Below are 16,141 nucleotides of genomic sequence, written 5' to 3' on the forward strand. Positions count from 1 at the left end.
ATTTGTTATGGAAAGAGCGGGCCTTGTGCCCGCTCTTTTCATTTGAGCGGTCGGAACCTAGACAGGGGGCAAGTCAGCCAGAGCTTGTCCATGATCCCGCCGAAGCCGCAGATGCCGCCGTTCAAGTCCCGCTACGCAGCGGCGCTGGCGGCTTTGCAGGCCGGGCGCGTCGGGGCTGCCCAATCGGCCTTTCGGGAGCTCCTTCGCGAGCGGCCGGACGTTCCCGAGATTCACTTCCAACTGTCGCGCATCGCCCATCACGCCGGGGACCGCGCGGCCCGCGCCGCGCATCTGCGCCGCGCTCTCGACTTGAAGCCGGACGAGCCCGCGTTGAACGAAGCCGCGGCTGACGCCTTTGCGGCGCTCGGCGAACGCGACGCGGCGCTCGCGGCGCATGACCGCCTGATCGCGGCGGAGCCTGGCTCGATCAAGCGCCGGGTGGACAAGGGCATGTACCTGCAGCTTTCCGGCGAGTTCGATGCGGCAGACGCGCTTTTCCGGGACCTGATCAAGCGGCATCCGGACGAAGGTGCTCTCTACCGGATCATGCTTGCGACCACGCGTCTCACGGCAGACGATCCGCTGATGGCGCAGCTCGAGACGCTCCTGAAGCGACCGAACCTGCCGGACCAATCCCGGTTCCACGCGCATTTCGCCATGGCGAAGGCGCTCGAGGATCAGGAGCGCTACGCCGAGGTCTTCCCGCATCTGGATCGGGCGAACGCGCTGCAGCGCAAGCTGTCGCCCTATGATGCCGCCGCGCGTGTCGCCGAGCAGGGACAGTTCCGGGCGGCGCAGGAGGGCGCGGATCTCACGCCGATCGCTCTGGACGCCGCTATCAGGCCGGTCTTCGTCATCGGCATGCCACGCTCCGGCACCACGCTGGTCGAGCGGATTCTCGGCGCCCATTCCGCCGTCAGTGCCGGCGGTGAATTGGGCCATGCTCTCAAGCTCGCGACCAAATTCTTCAGCGCCAACAACCGCTTGATCCCGCTGAAATCGGTTTCCGACGCCCAGCTTCGCGACTATGCCCGCGCGTATCTCGGCCTGGTGCGGCGCGACACGGGCGCACAGGCCGGGGTCGTCACCGACAAGTCGATTCAGACCCATCTGGTGCTCGGCTACATCGCCAAGGCGATGCCCGAGGCGCGGGTCGTCTTCGTGCATCGCGATCCACGCGACGTGGCGCTGTCGATCTACAAGAACCATTTCGCGCTCGGCACCCATCGCTACGGCAACGATCTTGCCGATATCGCCGAGGCCATCCGCCTCTTCCGCGATCAGGCGCGCTATTGGAGCGTCCGTCTGGGCCCGCGCGCGACGAGCGTTCAGTATGAGGCGCTGGTCGCCGACCCGGAGCCCGAGGCGGAGCGGCTCGTCGCCTTCTGCGATCTGCCCTGGGAAGAGGCCTGCCTGTCGCCGCACCAGTCCGGCGGCCAGGTCAAGACGCTGAGCCTCGCCCAGGTCCGCCAGCCGATCCATGGCGGTCGGGCCGCCGCATGGCGACGCTACGAGGCCGCGCTGCAACCCTTCATCGAGGCCTGGGGAGACACATCATGGGATTGAGCGAGATCACCGAGCGCCTGCGCCGCGCCGAGGCCAGTGCCGGTCGAGCCGAAGGAAGCGTCAAGCTGATCGCGATCTCGAAGGTGCAACCCAATGAGCGGGTCGAGGCCGTGCTCGAGCAGGGGCACCGGCTCTTCGGAGAGAACAAGGTGCAGGAAGCCGAGGACAAGTGGCCCGCGTTCCGCGAGCGCTATCCCGGCACGGAGGTCCACCTGGTCGGTCCTCTCCAGTCGAACAAGACGCGGCGGGCGATGGCGCTGTTCGACGCGATCCATTCGCTCGACCGCATGAAGCTCGCCAACGCGATCGCACGGATTGCGCAGGAAGAGGGCGCATGCCCCGACCTGTTCGTCCAGGTGAACACGGGCGAAGAAGAGCAGAAGGCGGGGATCGTTCCCGACGAGACCGACAGCTTCATCGCCGAATGCCGTGCGCTCGATCTTCCCGTGGTGGGGCTCATGTGTATACCGCCGGTCGACGAAGCGCCGAGCCTGCATTTCTCGCTTCTGGCGAAGCTCGCCGAGCGCAACGGCCTCGAAGGTCTGTCGATGGGCATGTCCGACGATTTCGAAGAGGCGGTGTCCTTCGGGGCCACCCATGTGCGGGTTGGCTCGGCCCTCTTCGGGGCGCGGGACTACGGCTGAGGTCAGCGTCGCGTCGCGAACACCCACGACTGCGGTGCCAGCCATGCGCCGGGTGCGCCCCGGTGCCGCGTTTTCCGAGGGCTGACAACCGCACGGCGCGCTCCTATAACGCGCCGCAAACGAGATCCGAGCCTCAAAGGAGACCCGCATGACCATCCAGGTGTTCGGCCACAAGAGCCCCGATACCGATTCCACCGGCAGCCCCATCGCCTGGGCCTGGTACCTCTCCGAGGTGCGCGGCACGCCGGCCGAAGCCAAGCTTCTCGGCCAGCCCAATACCGAAGCCGCCTTCGTCCTCGAGCGCTGGAAGCTCGACACGCCCGAGATCATCTCGGACGTGGCCGAAGGGGATGCGGTCGTCATCGTCGACACGAACAACCCCGCCGAACTGCCGGCCTCGATCAACAAGGCCGACATCCAGGGCATCATCGACCACCACAAGCTGGTCGGCGGGCTCGAGACCAAGGGGCCGATCGAGATCCGGGTCGAGCCGCTCGCCTGCACCTCGACCATTCTCTACAAGATGATGGGCAAGGACATCGCCCGCGCGCCGGAAGGCGTGAAGGGCGCGATGCTCTCCTGCATCCTCTCCGACACGCTGGGCTTCCGTTCGCCCACGACGACGCAGGAAGACGAGGCCATCGCGCATGCCCTGGCCAAGGACCTGGGCGTCGATATCGAGGCCTACACCGAAGAGATGCTGGCGGCGAAATCCGACGTCTCGGAGTTCTCCGATGCGGAGCTTCTGCGGATGGACTCCAAGGAATACACGGTCGAGGGCGTTGGCCTGCGGGTGTCGGTCCTCGAGACGACGAGCCCCAAGCAGATCCTCGCGCGCAAGGAGAGCCTGATGGGCGCCATGCCGGGCGTGGCGCAGGAAGACGGTGCCGACGAGGTGCTTCTCTTCATCGTCGACATCCTGAACGAGGAGGCGACGCTTCTCGTGCCGAACGACCGGGTGAAGACCATCGCCGAGAAGAGCTTCGATGCCACGGTCGAGGGCGACAGCGTGGTGCTGCCGGGCGTGATGAGCCGCAAGAAGCAGATCATCCCCGTTCTGACCATGTGAGGGCATGCGCGCAGACGCGATATTCGGGGCGTCCCTGCGGGGGCGCCTCTTTTCTTCTGGGGTGGGTACGGATGATCTGGCTGACGCTCTGGTGTGTGGCGGTCAATGTCGCGGCGCTCGGTGCGTTTGCGGTGGACAAGGCGCGGGCGGAAGAGAGCGGGCCTCGGATCCCCGAGAGCACGCTTCTGCTACTCGCCGCCGCGGGCGGCTGGCCGGGGGCGAAGATCGGCCAGCAGGCCTGCCGCCACAAGACCCGCAAGCAGCCGTTCCGGCTCTGGCTCGATGGGATCGGGCTCGCCTGGGCGGCGGGCCTTCTGGCGCTTTGGCTGGTCTGAGCGCACCCGTTTTCCGAACCGGAAAACGCGCGCAATCCGTATCGGATTGCGGGGCGGCGCGCGGGGTGGCAAGAGCGACGCATGATACCCTTGGTCTTCGATCTCGACGGCACGCTGATCGACAGCGCACCTGACATCCGCGCCGCTGCAAACGCGGTTCTCGACACCCGCGGGGTGGCGCCGCTCACTCTTGCCGAGACGATCTCGTTCATCGGTGCGGGCGCGCCCACCTTCGTCGCCAGGATGCGCCGCGCGCGCGACCTGCCCGAGGCCGAGGAAGGTGACCTGCTCGCCGCGTTCCTGGCCGGGTACGAGACTGACCACGCGCTGACCGCGCCCTATCCGCAGGTGCTCGAGACCCTCGCCCGGTTGCGCGAGGCCGGGCACCCGCTGGGTCTCTGCACCAACAAGCCCATCGGCCCGACTCACGGCGTTCTCAAGCATTTCGGCCTGACGCCTTTTTTCGCGTCGGTCATCGGCGGAGACAGCCTGAGCGTCCGCAAGCCCGACCCGGCGCCACTCAAGGCGGTGTTCGATGCGCTTGGCGGTCTTGGCCTCTATGTCGGCGACAGCGAGACGGATGCCGCGACCGCCGAGGCGCTCGGCGTGCCGTTCCTGCTCTTCACCAAAGGCTACCGGAAATCCGCGCCCGAGGACCTGCGTCCCGCCGCGCAATTCTCCGATTTCGGCAGGCTGCCCGAGATCGTGGCGGAGATCAGCGCTCGAACACGGTGAGCCAGTCGCTCGACCTCACCCTGAACCCGCGCCGTGCGATCAGGTGGCGCATCAGCGCGCTCATGTGGCCCGCGCCGTAAAGGACCGCGATGCTCTGGTCCTCGTCCGAGAGGACATCGTCGAATCTCGCGCAGAGCCGGGCGTCGCGCGCCGACAAGAGGACATCGAGCGCCGGTCCGGCGACGGGATCGGCCCTGGCATAGATGTCGTCGCGGTCGGCCAGATCCTCGACGACCAGCCGCTCGGCCAGCCGCGCCCGAGATCCGGCCACGCTCATCCAGAGCCCGTAGCCTGAACTGCCGAGCGTGAAGGCGAGGCGCGTGTGGAACGGCGCATCGGCCCAGAGACGCTCGAACTCTTCGCTGTCCAGATCGGCGCGGACGACGCGCGTGCCGGAGCTCTCGGAGATCGCGGGCTGGACCATCAGCCCCAGTCGGCCGACATTGGCCCAGCGATAGGCGCGGGTCAGGCGGCGGGCGGTCTGGCCGCTGACACCTTCGCAGAGAACGACGTCATGGCTCAGCGCCTCGGCATGCACACGCTGATAGAAGGCGGGGTCACCGACATGGACCATCGGATAGAGGCTCACCCGCGTGGGGAGGGACGGGTGCGTCAGGGCGTGGCGTGCCGTTCTGAGGCCGACGATGGAGCTTTCGAGGAACTGCATGGCGCTCGGGTTCTCCGGACGATACATCGCTGAATTGAATCAAGATGCGGATAATTTAGTGGCGAAAGGTGGCAAAATGACGGCACTCATCACGGCGCTCTCGGAAATCTCGGACCGGTACGATGCCGCCTTCGTCGATCTCTGGGGCTGCCTGCACAACGGCGTGCGCGCCCATCCCGAGGCGGTCGCCGCGCTGCAGGCCTTTCGCTCCGCGGGCAAGCGGGTCGTGCTTCTGACCAATGCGCCGCGCCCGCGGGCCTCGGTCGAGCGCCAGATCGCCAAGATGGGCGTCCCCGAGGATGCCTGGGACAGCATCGCCACCTCGGGCGATTCAGCGCGGGCCGCGATGTTCCGCGGCGCGGTCGGCCAGAAGGTCTGGTTCATCGGCGAGGATCACGACCAGAGCTTCTTCGACCCGCTCAAGGTCGTCTCGGACCCGGTCGAGATCACGCGCGTGCCGCTGGAAGAGGCCGAGGGCATCGTCTGCTGCGGCCCCTTCGATCCCCATGCCGACCCCTCGGTCATGCGGCCGGAGTTCCTGTTGGCCAAGCAGAAGGGCCTCAAGCTTCTCTGCGCAAATCCGGACATCGTCGTGGATCGCGGAGACAGCCGCGAATGGTGCGCGGGCGCGCTGGCACGGCTCTACGAGGAGATGGGCGGCGAGACGCTCTATTTCGGCAAGCCGCACCCGCCGATCTACGACCTGGCACGGCGGCGGCTGGCCGAGGTCGGTGGGGGCGACGGAGATGCCATCCTCGCCATCGGCGACGGGCCGCACACGGATATCGACGGGGCGATGGGCGAGGATATCGACAGCCTCTTCGTGACCGGCGGGTTGGCCGCGGAAGAGACCAAAACGTCGCACCAGCCGGACGAGGATCTCTTAAGAGCCTATATCGAAAAGGAAAAGATCGCTCCTACCTTCTCGATAGGTCACTTGCGCTGACCCTCTTTATCCTTGCGTTTCTGCGGGCGCAAAGCAATAAAGTTGCTTGAGGAAGTGGCTTGGGCATCTATTTGTTGCCGGGCGAAACGACCGGGTCTGGAAATACGATGGAGCCCAGCATGTTCGACAATCTGCCGAGGGGCACGATCTGCATCGAGGACATCGAGATGGGCATGACCCGCTCGCTCGAGAAGCGGATCACGGACGAGGATATCGAGAAGTTCGCCGAGGTCTCGACCGACCGGAACCCGGTGCACCTCGACGAGGAGTACGCCCAAGACACGATCTTCGAGGGCCGCATCGCTCACGGGATGCTCACGGCGGGTCTGATCTCGGCGGTGATCGGCGAGCAGTTGCCCGGTCACGGCACGGTCTACATGGGGCAGACGCTCAAGTTCCTGGCACCCGTGCGTCCCGGCGACCTGGTCTATGCCGAGGTGAAGGTGATCGAGATCGACCTGGCGAAGCGCCGCGTCAAGCTTGACTGCCACTGCGCCGTCGATGGCAAGAAGGTCCTCGTGGGCGAGGCGATGGTTCTCGCGCCCACGCGCCGCTTCGATTGACGGGGCAGGGCATCGGTCGATCAGGGCGCCTTCGGGCGCCCTTTTTCGTGGTCCGCCGCCCGGTGGCACGCTCGGAGCGGCCAAATCGCTGGACGCTGCGCGGCTCTGGCAATATCACCGGCCCAACCCCCGTTTGAACGACCGTCAGGACCCGACATGTCGCGTTACACCCCGTCCGAGATCGAGCCGAAATGGCAATCCGCCTGGGAAGAGGCCAAGACCTTCCGCGCCACGCGCGACGGTGACAAGCCGAAATACTATGTGCTTGAGATGTTTCCCTATCCTTCGGGACGGATCCATATCGGTCATGTGCGAAACTACACGATGGGCGACGTGATCGCGCGCTACAAGCTGGCGACCGGGCACAACGTGCTGCACCCGATGGGCTTCGACGCCTTCGGCATGCCTGCCGAGAACGCCGCGATGGCCTCGGGCGGGCACCCCAAGGATTGGACCTATTCCAACATCGACACCATGGTCGCGCAGATGAAGCCTCTGGGCTTCGGGCTCGACTGGAGCCGCATGTTCGCGACCTGCGATCCCGAATATTACGGCCAGCAACAGGCGCTGTTCCTCGATTTCCTGGAAAAGGGTCTCGTCTATCGCAAGAACGCGGTGGTCAACTGGGACCCGGTCGACATGACCGTTCTTGCCAACGAGCAGGTCGAGAACGGGCGCGGCTGGCGCTCGGGCGCGCTGGTCGAACGGCGCGAGCTGACCCAGTGGTTCTTCCGCATCTCCGAGCATTCCGAAGAGCTTCTCGAGGCGCTCGACGGGCTCGATGACTGGCCCGCCAAGGTCAAGCTGATGCAGGCCAACTGGATCGGCCGCTCGCGCGGCCTCCAGTTCGCGTTCTCGACCGCCGGAGCGCCGGACGGGTTCGACCGGATCGAGGTCTACACGACCCGTCCCGACACGCTGATGGGCGCGAGCTTTGTCGGTATCTCGCCGGACCACCCTCTGGCCCGCGCGCTCGAGCGCGACACTCCCGAGGTCGCGGCCTTCTGCGAAGAGTGCCGCCGCATGGGCACCTCGGAGGAAGAGCTGGAGAAGGCCGAGAAGCGCGGCCTCAACACCGGCATCACCGTGCGCCACCCGTTCGACACGAGCTGGGAGCTGCCGGTCTACATCGCGAACTTCATCCTGATGGATTACGGCACCGGCGCGATCTTCGGCTGCCCGGCGCATGACCAGCGCGACCTCGATTTCGCCCGGAAATACGAGCTTCCGGTCGCCACGGTGTTCGCGCCCGCGATGGGCGAAGAGGGCACCTTCATCCTGCCCGAAGAGGGCGGTCCGGCCTACGTGCCGCCGAAACAGGAGACCGTGCGCTATCTCAAGGGCTTCGCGGGTCAGGAGGCCCAGACTGGCGAAGAGGCGGTCGAGGCCGCCATCGCCTTCTGCGAGGAGAACGCGGTCGGGCAGGGCGTCACCAAGTTCCGCCTGCGCGACTGGGGCCTCAGCCGTCAGCGCTACTGGGGCTGCCCGATCCCGGTCGTGCATTGCGATGCCTGCGGCGTCGTTCCGGAGAAGAAAGAGAACCTGCCGGTTCAGCTGCCCGACGATGTCAGCTTCGACGTGCCGGGCAACCCGCTCGACCGCCATCCGACCTGGCGCGACGTGCCGTGCCCCGAGTGCGGCAAGGCCGCCAAGCGCGAGACGGACACGATGGACACGTTCGTGGACAGCTCGTGGTATTTCGCCCGCTTCACCGCGCCGCGCGCCGAGACGCCGACCGATATGGATGCCGCGACATACTGGATGAATGTCGACCAGTATATCGGCGGTATCGAGCACGCGATCCTGCACCTGCTCTATGCCCGCTTCTTCGCCCGCGCGATGGTGATGACCGGCCACCTGCCCGAAAGCGCGAAGGAGCCGTTCAACGCGCTTTTCACGCAAGGCATGGTGACCCACGCGATCTACCAGACCAAGCGCGGCGACGACCGTCCGGTCTACCACTACCCCGAGGAGGTCGAGCTGCGCGACGGCAAGGCGTTTCTCCGGGAGAGCGGCGCGGAGGTCGAGGTGATCCCCTCGGCCAAGATGTCGAAATCCAAGAACAACGTGGTCGACCCGGTCGCGATCATCGACCAGTACGGTGCGGATACCGCGCGCTGGTTCGTGCTCTCGGACAGCCCGCCCGAGCGGGATGTCGAATGGACCGCTGCCGGGGCCGAGGCCGCGAACCGGCATCTGGCGCGCGTCTGGCGCATCGCCCGCGACGTGGCCGACAGCGATGCGTCGGGCTCGGACGAGGCCGATCAGGCGCTCCTGCGCGAGATGCACAAGGCGATCCACGATGTGACCGGCGGGGTCGAGAGCTTCGGCTTCAACGCCGCCATCGCCAAGCTCTACGCCTTTACCAGCGTGTTGCAGAAATCCGACGCGGGCACCGCCGCGAAGCGCGAGGCGGCCAAGGTCCTGGCCCAGCTCATGGCGCCGATAACGCCGCACCTGGCCGAAGAGGTCTGGCAGATGCTCGGCGGCGAGGGGCTCGTCGCCAACGCGCCCTGGCCGGTGGCCGACGAGGCGATGATGGTCGAGGACACTGTGACGCTGCCGATCCAGGTCAACGGCAAGCGCCGCGCCGAGATCCAGGTGCCGCGCGACATGGGCAAGGCCGAGGTCGAGGAACTGGCGCTCAGCCACCACGCCGTCCTCAAGGCGCTCGATGGCGGCAGCCCGAAGAAGGTGATCGTCGTGCCCGGACGGATCGTCAATGTCGTGGTGTGACCGCCGCACGCTTCTGGCCGGGCTGGTGCTCTTGCCAGCCTGCGGCTTCCGCCCGGTCTACGGTCCGGGCGGCGGCGCCGAGGCGCTGCAGGGCGCCATCGCCTTTCCCGAACCGGAGGGCCGCTCGGGCTATCTTCTCCAGCGCAGGCTCGAGGAACGCTTCGGTCGGGCCAGCCTGCCGCGCTACCGCATGATCCCGGAGATCACGCTCGACGAAGAGGATCTCGGAACGACCTCGACCGGCTCGACCACGCGCTACCGCATCCTCGGCGAAGTGGACTGGCGGCTCGAAGAGATCGCCACCGGCGAGACCGTGCTGACCCGAAGGGTCGAGAGCTTCACCGGCTATTCCGCCACCGGCTCCAACGTCGCGACGCTCGCCGCCGAGCGCGATGCGCTGGAGCGCCTGATGGTCGCGCTGGCCGACCGGATCGTCGATCAGCTTCTGCTCTTCGCCACGCCATGAAGCTGTCGGCCCGCGACGCGCCCGGATATTTCCGCAAGCCCGATCCGGGCAAGGCGGGACTGCTGATCTACGGCGAGGACGCGATGCGGGTGGCGCTGAAGCGGCAGGAGGCGATCCTGGCGCTCATCGGTCCCGAGGGTGAGGCCGAGATGCGGCTTGCCCGGATGCTGGCCTCGGATCTGCGCAAGGATCCGACGATGCTGACCGACGCGGTCAAGGCGCAGGGGTTCTTCCCGGGGCCGCGCGTCGCCTTTGTCGAGGATGCGAACGACACGGTCATCGACCCGGTGCGCGTCGCGGTCGAAGAGTGGCGGCCGGGCGATGCGCAGATCGTGGTGACGGCGGGCGCGCTCAAGGCGACGTCGAAGCTGCGCAAGCTCTTCGAGGGTCACCCCGAGTCCTATGCGGCGGGCCTCTACAACGATCCGATGGGGCGCGCCGAGATCGAGGCCGAGCTGAAACGCGCCGGACTCGCCGATCCCAGCCGGGACGCGATGGAGGCGCTCACCGATCTTGCGCGCGGCCTCGGGCCCGGCGATTTCCGTCAGACGCTGGAGAAAATCGCGCTCTACAAGCTCGGTGACGACAGCCCCCTCGGACCCGAGGAAGTGGCCCTGATGGCGCCTGCCTCGATCGAGGCCGAGCTCGATGACGTCCTGCATGTCGTGGCCGAGGGCCGCACCGCCGAGATCGGATCGGTCATGGCGCGGCTCGAGGCGCAGGGCGTGGCGGCGGTGACGCTGGTGATCATGGCGACCCGGCATTTCCGCGCGCTGCACGCAGCGGCCTCGGCGCCCGGCGGTCCCGACCAGGGGATCGCGCGGCTGCGCCCGCCGGTCTTCGGCCCGCGCCGCGACCGGATGCTGCGTCAGGCGCGGAGCTGGGGCATGCTGAAGCTCGAGCAGGCGCTGGAGCTTTTGACCGAAACTGACCTGCAGCTTCGCTCGGCCGGGCAGCGCGCGCCCGCGATGGCGCTCGTGGAGCGCATGATGATCCGCCTCGCCATGCTGGCGCGGCGCTGAAAAAAGGGAGAGATCGATGGCACTTACGGTGATCGGAACCCGCATGAGCCGCACGTTTCGCGTGCTCTGGATGCTCGAGGAACTGGGGCTCGATTACACCCATACCCCGGCGGCACCCCGGTCGGACACGGTCCGCGACGTCAACCCGCAGGGCAAGATCCCGGTCCTGGTCGAGGACGGGTTCGTGCTCCGCGACTCGACGGCGATCCTGACCTACCTCGCCGACAAGCACGGCGCCCTGACCTTCCCGGCGGGCAGTCCCGAGCGGGCGCAGCAGGACGCTCTGACGTTCCGCATCCTCGACGAGATCGACGCGCTTCTCTGGACCGCGGCGCGGCACAGTTTCATCCTGCCCGAGGAGATGCGCGTCCCCGAGGTCAAAGAGAGCCTCAAATCCGAGTTCGCCTGCAACCTGCAAGGTCTCAGTGAGGAGATCGAGGGGCCGTTCCTGATGGGCGAGACACTGACCATCCCGGACCTCATCCTCTGCCATTGCGGCGGCTGGGCGATGACGGCCAAGTTCCCCGAGGCCCCGCGCGCCTTCAAGGACTACGCCAAAAATCTGCGGTCGCGCCCGGCCTTCGAGCGCGCCGCGGCGCGCGACTGAGGTCTCAGCCTGCCGGGCGATGCTGCGCCGCGTGCCGACCGGCCCAGAGCCCGGTCGCGAGGCAGGCGGTCAGGAGATAGCCGCCGGTCGGCGCTTCCCAGTCGAGCATCTCGCCCGCGGCGAAGACGCCCGGCCGGCTTCGGAGCTGCAGGCCTTCATCGAGCTCCGCGAAGGGAATACCCCCGGCGGTCGAGATCCCCTCGTCCATCGGTCTGGGTCCCTCATGCGGAACCGGCACGGATTTGAGACGCGCGGCGAGCAGCGCGGGGTCGTGGGGCAGGGGCCGCAGCACCTCGTTCAGAAGCGCGCGCTCCGCAGGGGCGAGCGCCAGCGTCTTTCGCAGGTGATTGGCGAGGCTCAGCTTGCCGCGCGGGCTGGCGAGGCGGCGGGCGATTTCGGCCTCGTCCAGATCCGGCCGCAGGTCGATGGTCAGGGCGGCGCCCGCGCGCAGTTGAGGCGTCAGCGGATAGAGCCCTCCGCCCTCGAGCCCCCGGGAAGAAATGACCGCCTCTCCGCGATTGGCATGTCCTCCGGCCGAGAACACCGCGTTTTTCAGCGCAGCGCCGAAATGCGGGCGCATATGCTCCGACCAGCGCACCACGAGACCGGCATTCGACGGCTGGAACGGCGCGAGAGACAGGCCCGCATCCGAGAGCGGTCTGGTCCAGGCGCCGTCCGATCCGAGCCGCGACCAACTCGCCCCGCCGCAGGCGAGGACCGTGACATCGGGCTGCACCGCGCGCGGGCCCTCCGGCGTATCGAGGGCGAAAGTCTTTTCGTCCCAACCGATCCAGCGCCAACGGACGCGCGTCTCCAGCCCGTCGTCGCGCAGGCGCGCAAGCCAGGCGCGGAGCAGGGGAGAGGCCTTCATCGCCTCAGGAAAGACCCGCCCGGACGAGCCGGTAAAGAGCGGCTGTCCGAGGTCTTCGGCCCAGGCCATGACCTCGTCGGGTCCGAAACCGCGGAGCATCGGGGCGAGCGGCGTGTCCGGACCATAGGCCCGAAGCGCCTGATCGAGCGGTTCGTTCTTGGTCAGGTTCAGTCCCGATTTCCCGGCCATCAGGAACTTGCGCGCGAGGCTTGGCTTCTGCTCGGCCAAAACCACCGTCCGGCCGCCAGCGATCAGCGCCTCGGCGGCCATCAGCCCGGCCGGGCCGCCGCCGATCACGAGAGCGTCGATCTTTTCGGGGCGATCGGTCATCCGGTTGATCCCTGCCAGTGCAGCCCCATCCTCTAGGCCAAGCGCCTTTGCCACCGCAACCGTGACGTATTCGCCCGATGCCCGACGATCCGATCTGCCCGCTCTGTCTCAGGCCGATCCCGCCCGAGGCCAAGCAGAGCCTTCATCACCTCGTGCCGAAGCTGCGCGGTGGCAAGGGCGGCCCGGTCGTGCGGTTGCACCAGATCTGTCACAACGAGATCCACGCGACGTTGACCGAGACCGAGCTCGCGCGGGAGTTCGATACACCCGAGAAACTTCGCGCCCATCCGCGCCTTGCAGCTTTTGTCCGATGGGTCTCGAAAAGGCCTCCGGCCTTTCACAGCCGCAGCGCCGGGGGGCGGCGCAAGCGCTGAGCGCGGCCCTTAGCCGTGGCCCAGTTGGCTGCGCAGTTCCTCGGCCTCGTGGCGCGCCTCGCGCAGGCCCTCCATTGCCGCCGACAATTCGGCCTCGGCCTGGGCCAGCTGGTTCGTAAGCTCGGCCTCGCGCTGCTGGAGATAGGTGATCGCCTGATCGCGCGTCTCCTCGGCCTCGTGCAGCTCCTGGCTCATCCGCTCGAGCTCGTCGACATCGGTCTGGCTGACCCGGCTGAAGCGGTGGACCAGCCAGTTTGCAAGCCAGCCGAGGCAGAAAGCCACGAAGAGAATGATCGCGGTGGCGATAATGAACTCGGTTCTATTCATTGGCGGGTCTTTCCTGCTCCGCGTCGCCGTCTGCTGCGGCCTCCGCGCTCTGCTCTTCGTAAAGTCTGAATTCAATACGACGGTTCTGTTCGCGGCCGTCTTCGCTTTCGTTGGACGCGATGGGGCGCTCTTCGCCATAGCCGCGCGCGCGGTAGGCGGCGGTCAGGACCCGGCGGTCGCGCAGCGCGGTCAGAACCGACTCGGCGCGTTGCTGGCTGAGCTGCTGGTTCATGATCTCCCGGCCCTGGCTGTCCGTGTGGCCCTGGATTTCCAGCGGGAACTCGCCGCAGAGCTTAAGAAGCTCGGCGATCCCGTCGAGGATTTCGTCGGCCGAGGGGTCGAGCGTGGCCGAGCCGGGCTCGAAGGTGATTTTCCGCGCGCCGACGATCTCGCGGATCTGCTTGACGCATTCCTCGGGCGGCGGGATGCCGAGCGAGGGGTCGAGCTTTTCGACGTATTCGACGTTGATGTCGTAGGTGTCGCTGCCAAGCTGATCGGACAGGAGCGTCGCGATCTCGGCGGAGGCCTCGGTGTTGCCGGTCTTGCCAGTGACGGCGATCTCGTCCGGCGTCACGGTGACGGCGCCGGAGTTCAGACGGGCAAGCGCCTCGATCCCGGCCAGAACCCGCGCCTGCCAGGAGGCATTGAGGGTCTCGTCGACCCGCGCGCCCATGGTCACGCTGTCGGAGGCGAAGCGGGCGCGGGCGTAGGTCGCCGCGGTCTCGCGCGCCTTCTCGCTGGCGATCCGGCCGCGCAGCTGGACGAGCCCCTCGGGCGAGAGGCTGGCGGTGAACTCGGGCGGGCCGAGATCGGTCGGAGCCTCGGGCGGCTGCGGCAGGACGGCGTCGAGCAGGAACGGCGCGGGCAGCGCGTTCTCCAGCTTTCCGACGACCTCGTCGAAGAGCTCGGGCGGCGTGCCTTCCGCCGCCACGAACGAGACATCGGCGTTCGAGAAGGTGACCGATCCGCCGCCGATTTCGGTCAGAGCGTCGATGGCCATCGCTGCAGCCGATCCCCAGCTTGGCGCGGGCACGCCAAGGCCGATGACGCAGCCGGGCGTGCCGGTGACCCCGGCTCGGGTCGCCGCGGCGCGGATCTGGGCCTGGGCGCTTTCGCTGTCGGCGGCACAGGCGTCGAAATGCGGACCGACCTCGTCGAGCACGAAACGCAGCGAGAAGGGCGTGATCACCGGTCTCGGTGCGGCAATATCGAGCGAGAGGCGCACCGCGTCGGGACGTGCGGCCTGTAGGTCGCGTTCGATCTGGCGCCGCCCAGCGGCGCTTTCGGCCATCGCCTTGACCAGCACATCGCCCGCCGCAACCGAGATCTTGGCGCGGTCGAACGCATCGAGCGCGCGCAGCGCCATGTCGATGCTGTCCTGCCAATGCTCGGGCTCGGGGAAATCCGCGGTCTCGAGGAAGTCGGAGATCTCGGCATCCTGGCCGATCTCGCTGCGCAGGTCCTCGAGCAGGCGCTCGCGGTCGAAGGCTGCGGGGACGAGGCCGATCAGCGACAGCCCCTTGTCGTTGCGCAGAAGCTCGATCGAGAACTCGGGCGGACGGATGCGTTCGGCTTCCTGGGTCTGGGTCTCGTCGATCACCCGGGCGGCGTCGACGATCCGCCCCGCGACCGAGATCGCGCGGAAGCGGTCGGCCTCGGTCGGCGCGGTGCCGATCACGAAGACCTGCAGCCCGTTGGCATCGAGCTCGACCCAGTCCAGCCCCTCGCGCTCCATGGCGTTGGCGACGCTCAGCAGCGAGCTTTCCTCGACCATTCGGGCGACGACGCTCGCGGCGACGACGCTCAGACCGGCAGCGGCAAGGAAAGTTCCTGCGAGGATGGACAGTGAAGATAGACGCATCGGTTCGGTTCCGCGGGAAGTGGTCCCTGATAGGACGGCCCGCGCCCGGCTGCAATCAGAGCAAGGCGGCGGCGGCGAAAAACAGCACCGGCAGAAGGCCGGCATTTCGGTTCGAACGGAAGAGCGACAACAGCCGGTCGCCGTCGTCGAGCTTGAGGCGGCGGAGCTGCCACATCATGTGCCAGCCCATCGCCCAGGGACCGCCGAGGCAGAGGACAAGGGCCATGATCTCGCCCCGGGGCACGGCGCCGATGACCGCGAGCCCCATCAGCGCGACCGAGGCCACCATGAAGCGCGCAAGCCAGGCCGGGGTCCGCTCCGCGAAGAGGCGGGCGGTCGATTTCACCCCGATCAGCGCGTCGTCCTCGCGGTCCTGGTGGGCGTAGATCGTGTCGTAGAAGAGCGTCCAGGCGATGCCCGCGAGATAGAGCAGCACCGCGGGCCATTCGAGCCGACCGGTATGCGCGGTCCAGGCCAGAAGCGCACCCCAATTGAACGCGAGGCCCAGGAAGACCTGCGGCCACCAGGTGAAGCGCTTGGCGAAGGGATAGACCGTGACCGGCAGAAGCGCGAGCACGCCGAGCCCGATCGCCGCGGTGTTGAAGGTCAGGAGAATCATGAAGGCGACGAGGCATTGCGCTACGCCCCAGGCGAGCGCCTGCCGCGCCGTGACCGCGCCCGACGGGATGGGCCTCAGCGCCGTTCGCGCGACCGAGCCGTCGATATCGCGGTCGGTGATGTCGTTCCAGGTGCAGCCCGCGCCGCGCATCAGGACCGCGCCGATCCCGCAACCGAGGAAGATCCACAGGTCGAAGAGGCGCAGGTCGCCATCGCTGACGATCGCGAGCGTCAGCCCCCACCAGCAGGGCAGGAGCAGAAGCCACGTTCCGATCGGCCGGTCGAGTCGCGAAAGCCGCAGGTAGGGCTTCAAGCGTTCCGGGGCGTGCCGGTCGACCCAGTTGCCGCTCACCGCATCGGCGATCTGGCCCTCTGGCGCTTGGCTGTCGCTGGTCATACTGTCC

Annotated in this window: 17 protein-coding genes; 12 read left to right on the forward strand and 5 right to left on the reverse strand. The window is 67.5% G+C overall.

All coding sequences use genetic code 11. The annotated features are described in order from the left end of the window. Window positions 1-90: 90 nt before the first annotated feature. From ACFQ4E_RS00480 to gph, 5 genes are all read left to right on the forward strand, one after another. Entirely contained in the window at window positions 91-1,566 is a 1,476-nt protein-coding gene (locus ACFQ4E_RS00480; protein WP_386800950.1) for a tetratricopeptide repeat-containing sulfotransferase family protein, read from the forward strand. Then, window positions 1,557-2,210, forward strand: coding sequence for a YggS family pyridoxal phosphate-dependent enzyme (locus ACFQ4E_RS00485; protein ID WP_386800951.1), 654 nt, complete (start codon window positions 1,557-1,559; stop codon window positions 2,208-2,210). The genes ACFQ4E_RS00480 and ACFQ4E_RS00485 overlap by 10 nt, the downstream gene beginning before the upstream one ends. A gap of 148 nt (window positions 2,211-2,358) precedes the next feature. After that, window positions 2,359-3,279, forward strand: a complete 921-nt coding sequence (locus tag ACFQ4E_RS00490; RefSeq protein WP_386800952.1) for a manganese-dependent inorganic pyrophosphatase — start codon at window positions 2,359-2,361, stop codon at window positions 3,277-3,279. Window positions 3,280-3,350: 71 nt separating this feature from the next. Further along, a complete protein-coding gene (locus tag ACFQ4E_RS00495) occupies window positions 3,351-3,614 on the forward strand; it encodes a DUF1294 domain-containing protein (RefSeq protein ID WP_386800953.1) in 264 nt (87 codons plus the stop codon). Window positions 3,615-3,695: 81 nt separating this feature from the next. Then, on the forward strand, window positions 3,696-4,349 hold the full coding sequence (gph, locus tag ACFQ4E_RS00500) for a phosphoglycolate phosphatase (protein WP_386800954.1): 654 nt from the start codon (window positions 3,696-3,698) through the stop codon (window positions 4,347-4,349). On the opposite strand, the gene ACFQ4E_RS00505 is transcribed toward gph, so the two are convergent. Beyond that, window positions 4,330-5,016: a hypothetical protein gene (locus tag ACFQ4E_RS00505; protein WP_386800955.1), complete on the reverse strand. Its 687-nt coding sequence runs from the start codon at window positions 5,014-5,016 to the stop codon at window positions 4,330-4,332. The genes gph and ACFQ4E_RS00505 overlap by 20 nt on opposite strands. A gap of 76 nt (window positions 5,017-5,092) precedes the next feature. Here ACFQ4E_RS00505 and ACFQ4E_RS00510 point away from each other — a divergent pair, with 76 nt between their 5' ends. From ACFQ4E_RS00510 to ACFQ4E_RS00535, 6 genes are all read left to right on the forward strand, one after another. Continuing rightward, window positions 5,093-5,962 (forward strand): TIGR01459 family HAD-type hydrolase, encoded by an 870-nt coding sequence (locus ACFQ4E_RS00510; RefSeq protein ID WP_386800956.1) that lies wholly within the window; start codon window positions 5,093-5,095, stop codon window positions 5,960-5,962. Window positions 5,963-6,081: 119 nt separating this feature from the next. After that, window positions 6,082-6,525, forward strand: a complete 444-nt coding sequence (locus ACFQ4E_RS00515) for a MaoC family dehydratase (RefSeq protein ID WP_386800957.1) — start codon at window positions 6,082-6,084, stop codon at window positions 6,523-6,525. A gap of 156 nt (window positions 6,526-6,681) precedes the next feature. After that, the gene (gene leuS, locus ACFQ4E_RS00520; RefSeq protein ID WP_386800958.1) at window positions 6,682-9,261 is read left to right on the forward strand and encodes a leucine--tRNA ligase; all 2,580 of its coding nucleotides are present in this window, start codon (window positions 6,682-6,684) and stop codon (window positions 9,259-9,261) included. Beyond that, window positions 9,248-9,727, forward strand: a complete 480-nt coding sequence (lptE, locus tag ACFQ4E_RS00525) for an LPS assembly lipoprotein LptE (RefSeq protein WP_386800959.1) — start codon at window positions 9,248-9,250, stop codon at window positions 9,725-9,727. Before leuS ends, lptE begins: the two co-directional genes overlap by 14 nt. Then, a complete protein-coding gene (holA, locus tag ACFQ4E_RS00530; RefSeq protein WP_386800960.1) occupies window positions 9,724-10,749 on the forward strand; it encodes a DNA polymerase III subunit delta in 1,026 nt (341 codons plus the stop codon). The genes lptE and holA overlap by 4 nt, the downstream gene beginning before the upstream one ends. A gap of 16 nt (window positions 10,750-10,765) precedes the next feature. Continuing rightward, window positions 10,766-11,356 carry a glutathione S-transferase family protein gene (locus ACFQ4E_RS00535; protein WP_386800961.1) on the forward strand — a complete coding sequence of 197 codons (591 nt, stop codon included), beginning with the start codon at window positions 10,766-10,768 and terminating at the stop codon, window positions 11,354-11,356. A 4-nt stretch (window positions 11,357-11,360) separates the two neighbouring features. Here ACFQ4E_RS00535 and ACFQ4E_RS00540 read toward each other — a convergent pair whose 3' ends face one another. Then, window positions 11,361-12,557, reverse strand: a complete 1,197-nt coding sequence (locus tag ACFQ4E_RS00540; protein ID WP_386800962.1) for a TIGR03862 family flavoprotein — start codon at window positions 12,555-12,557, stop codon at window positions 11,361-11,363. Window positions 12,558-12,634: 77 nt separating this feature from the next. Between ACFQ4E_RS00540 and ACFQ4E_RS00545 the strand changes: the two genes are divergently transcribed. Continuing rightward, complete coding sequence (locus ACFQ4E_RS00545) at window positions 12,635-12,931, forward strand: HNH endonuclease (RefSeq protein ID WP_386800963.1); 297 nt, start codon at window positions 12,635-12,637, stop codon at window positions 12,929-12,931. A gap of 9 nt (window positions 12,932-12,940) precedes the next feature. Here the strand turns inward: ACFQ4E_RS00545 and ACFQ4E_RS00550 are convergent, their stop codons facing one another. Genes ACFQ4E_RS00550 through ubiA form a run of 3 tightly spaced genes read right to left on the reverse strand, consistent with a single transcriptional unit; the run spans window position 12,941 to window position 16,134 of the window. Next, a complete protein-coding gene (locus tag ACFQ4E_RS00550) occupies window positions 12,941-13,258 on the reverse strand; it encodes a hypothetical protein (protein WP_386800964.1) in 318 nt (105 codons plus the stop codon). Beyond that, on the reverse strand, window positions 13,251-15,119 hold the full coding sequence (locus ACFQ4E_RS00555; protein ID WP_386800965.1) for an OmpA family protein: 1,869 nt from the start codon (window positions 15,117-15,119) through the stop codon (window positions 13,251-13,253). The genes ACFQ4E_RS00550 and ACFQ4E_RS00555 overlap by 8 nt, the downstream gene beginning before the upstream one ends. A gap of 55 nt (window positions 15,120-15,174) precedes the next feature. Further along, window positions 15,175-16,134 carry a 4-hydroxybenzoate octaprenyltransferase gene (gene ubiA, locus ACFQ4E_RS00560; RefSeq protein WP_386800966.1) on the reverse strand — a complete coding sequence of 320 codons (960 nt, stop codon included), beginning with the start codon at window positions 16,132-16,134 and terminating at the stop codon, window positions 15,175-15,177. Window positions 16,135-16,141 lie beyond the last annotated feature (7 nt).

The organism is Litorisediminicola beolgyonensis (assembly GCF_042679605.1).
Taxonomy (GTDB): Bacteria; Pseudomonadota; Alphaproteobacteria; order Rhodobacterales; family Rhodobacteraceae; genus Litorisediminicola; species Litorisediminicola beolgyonensis.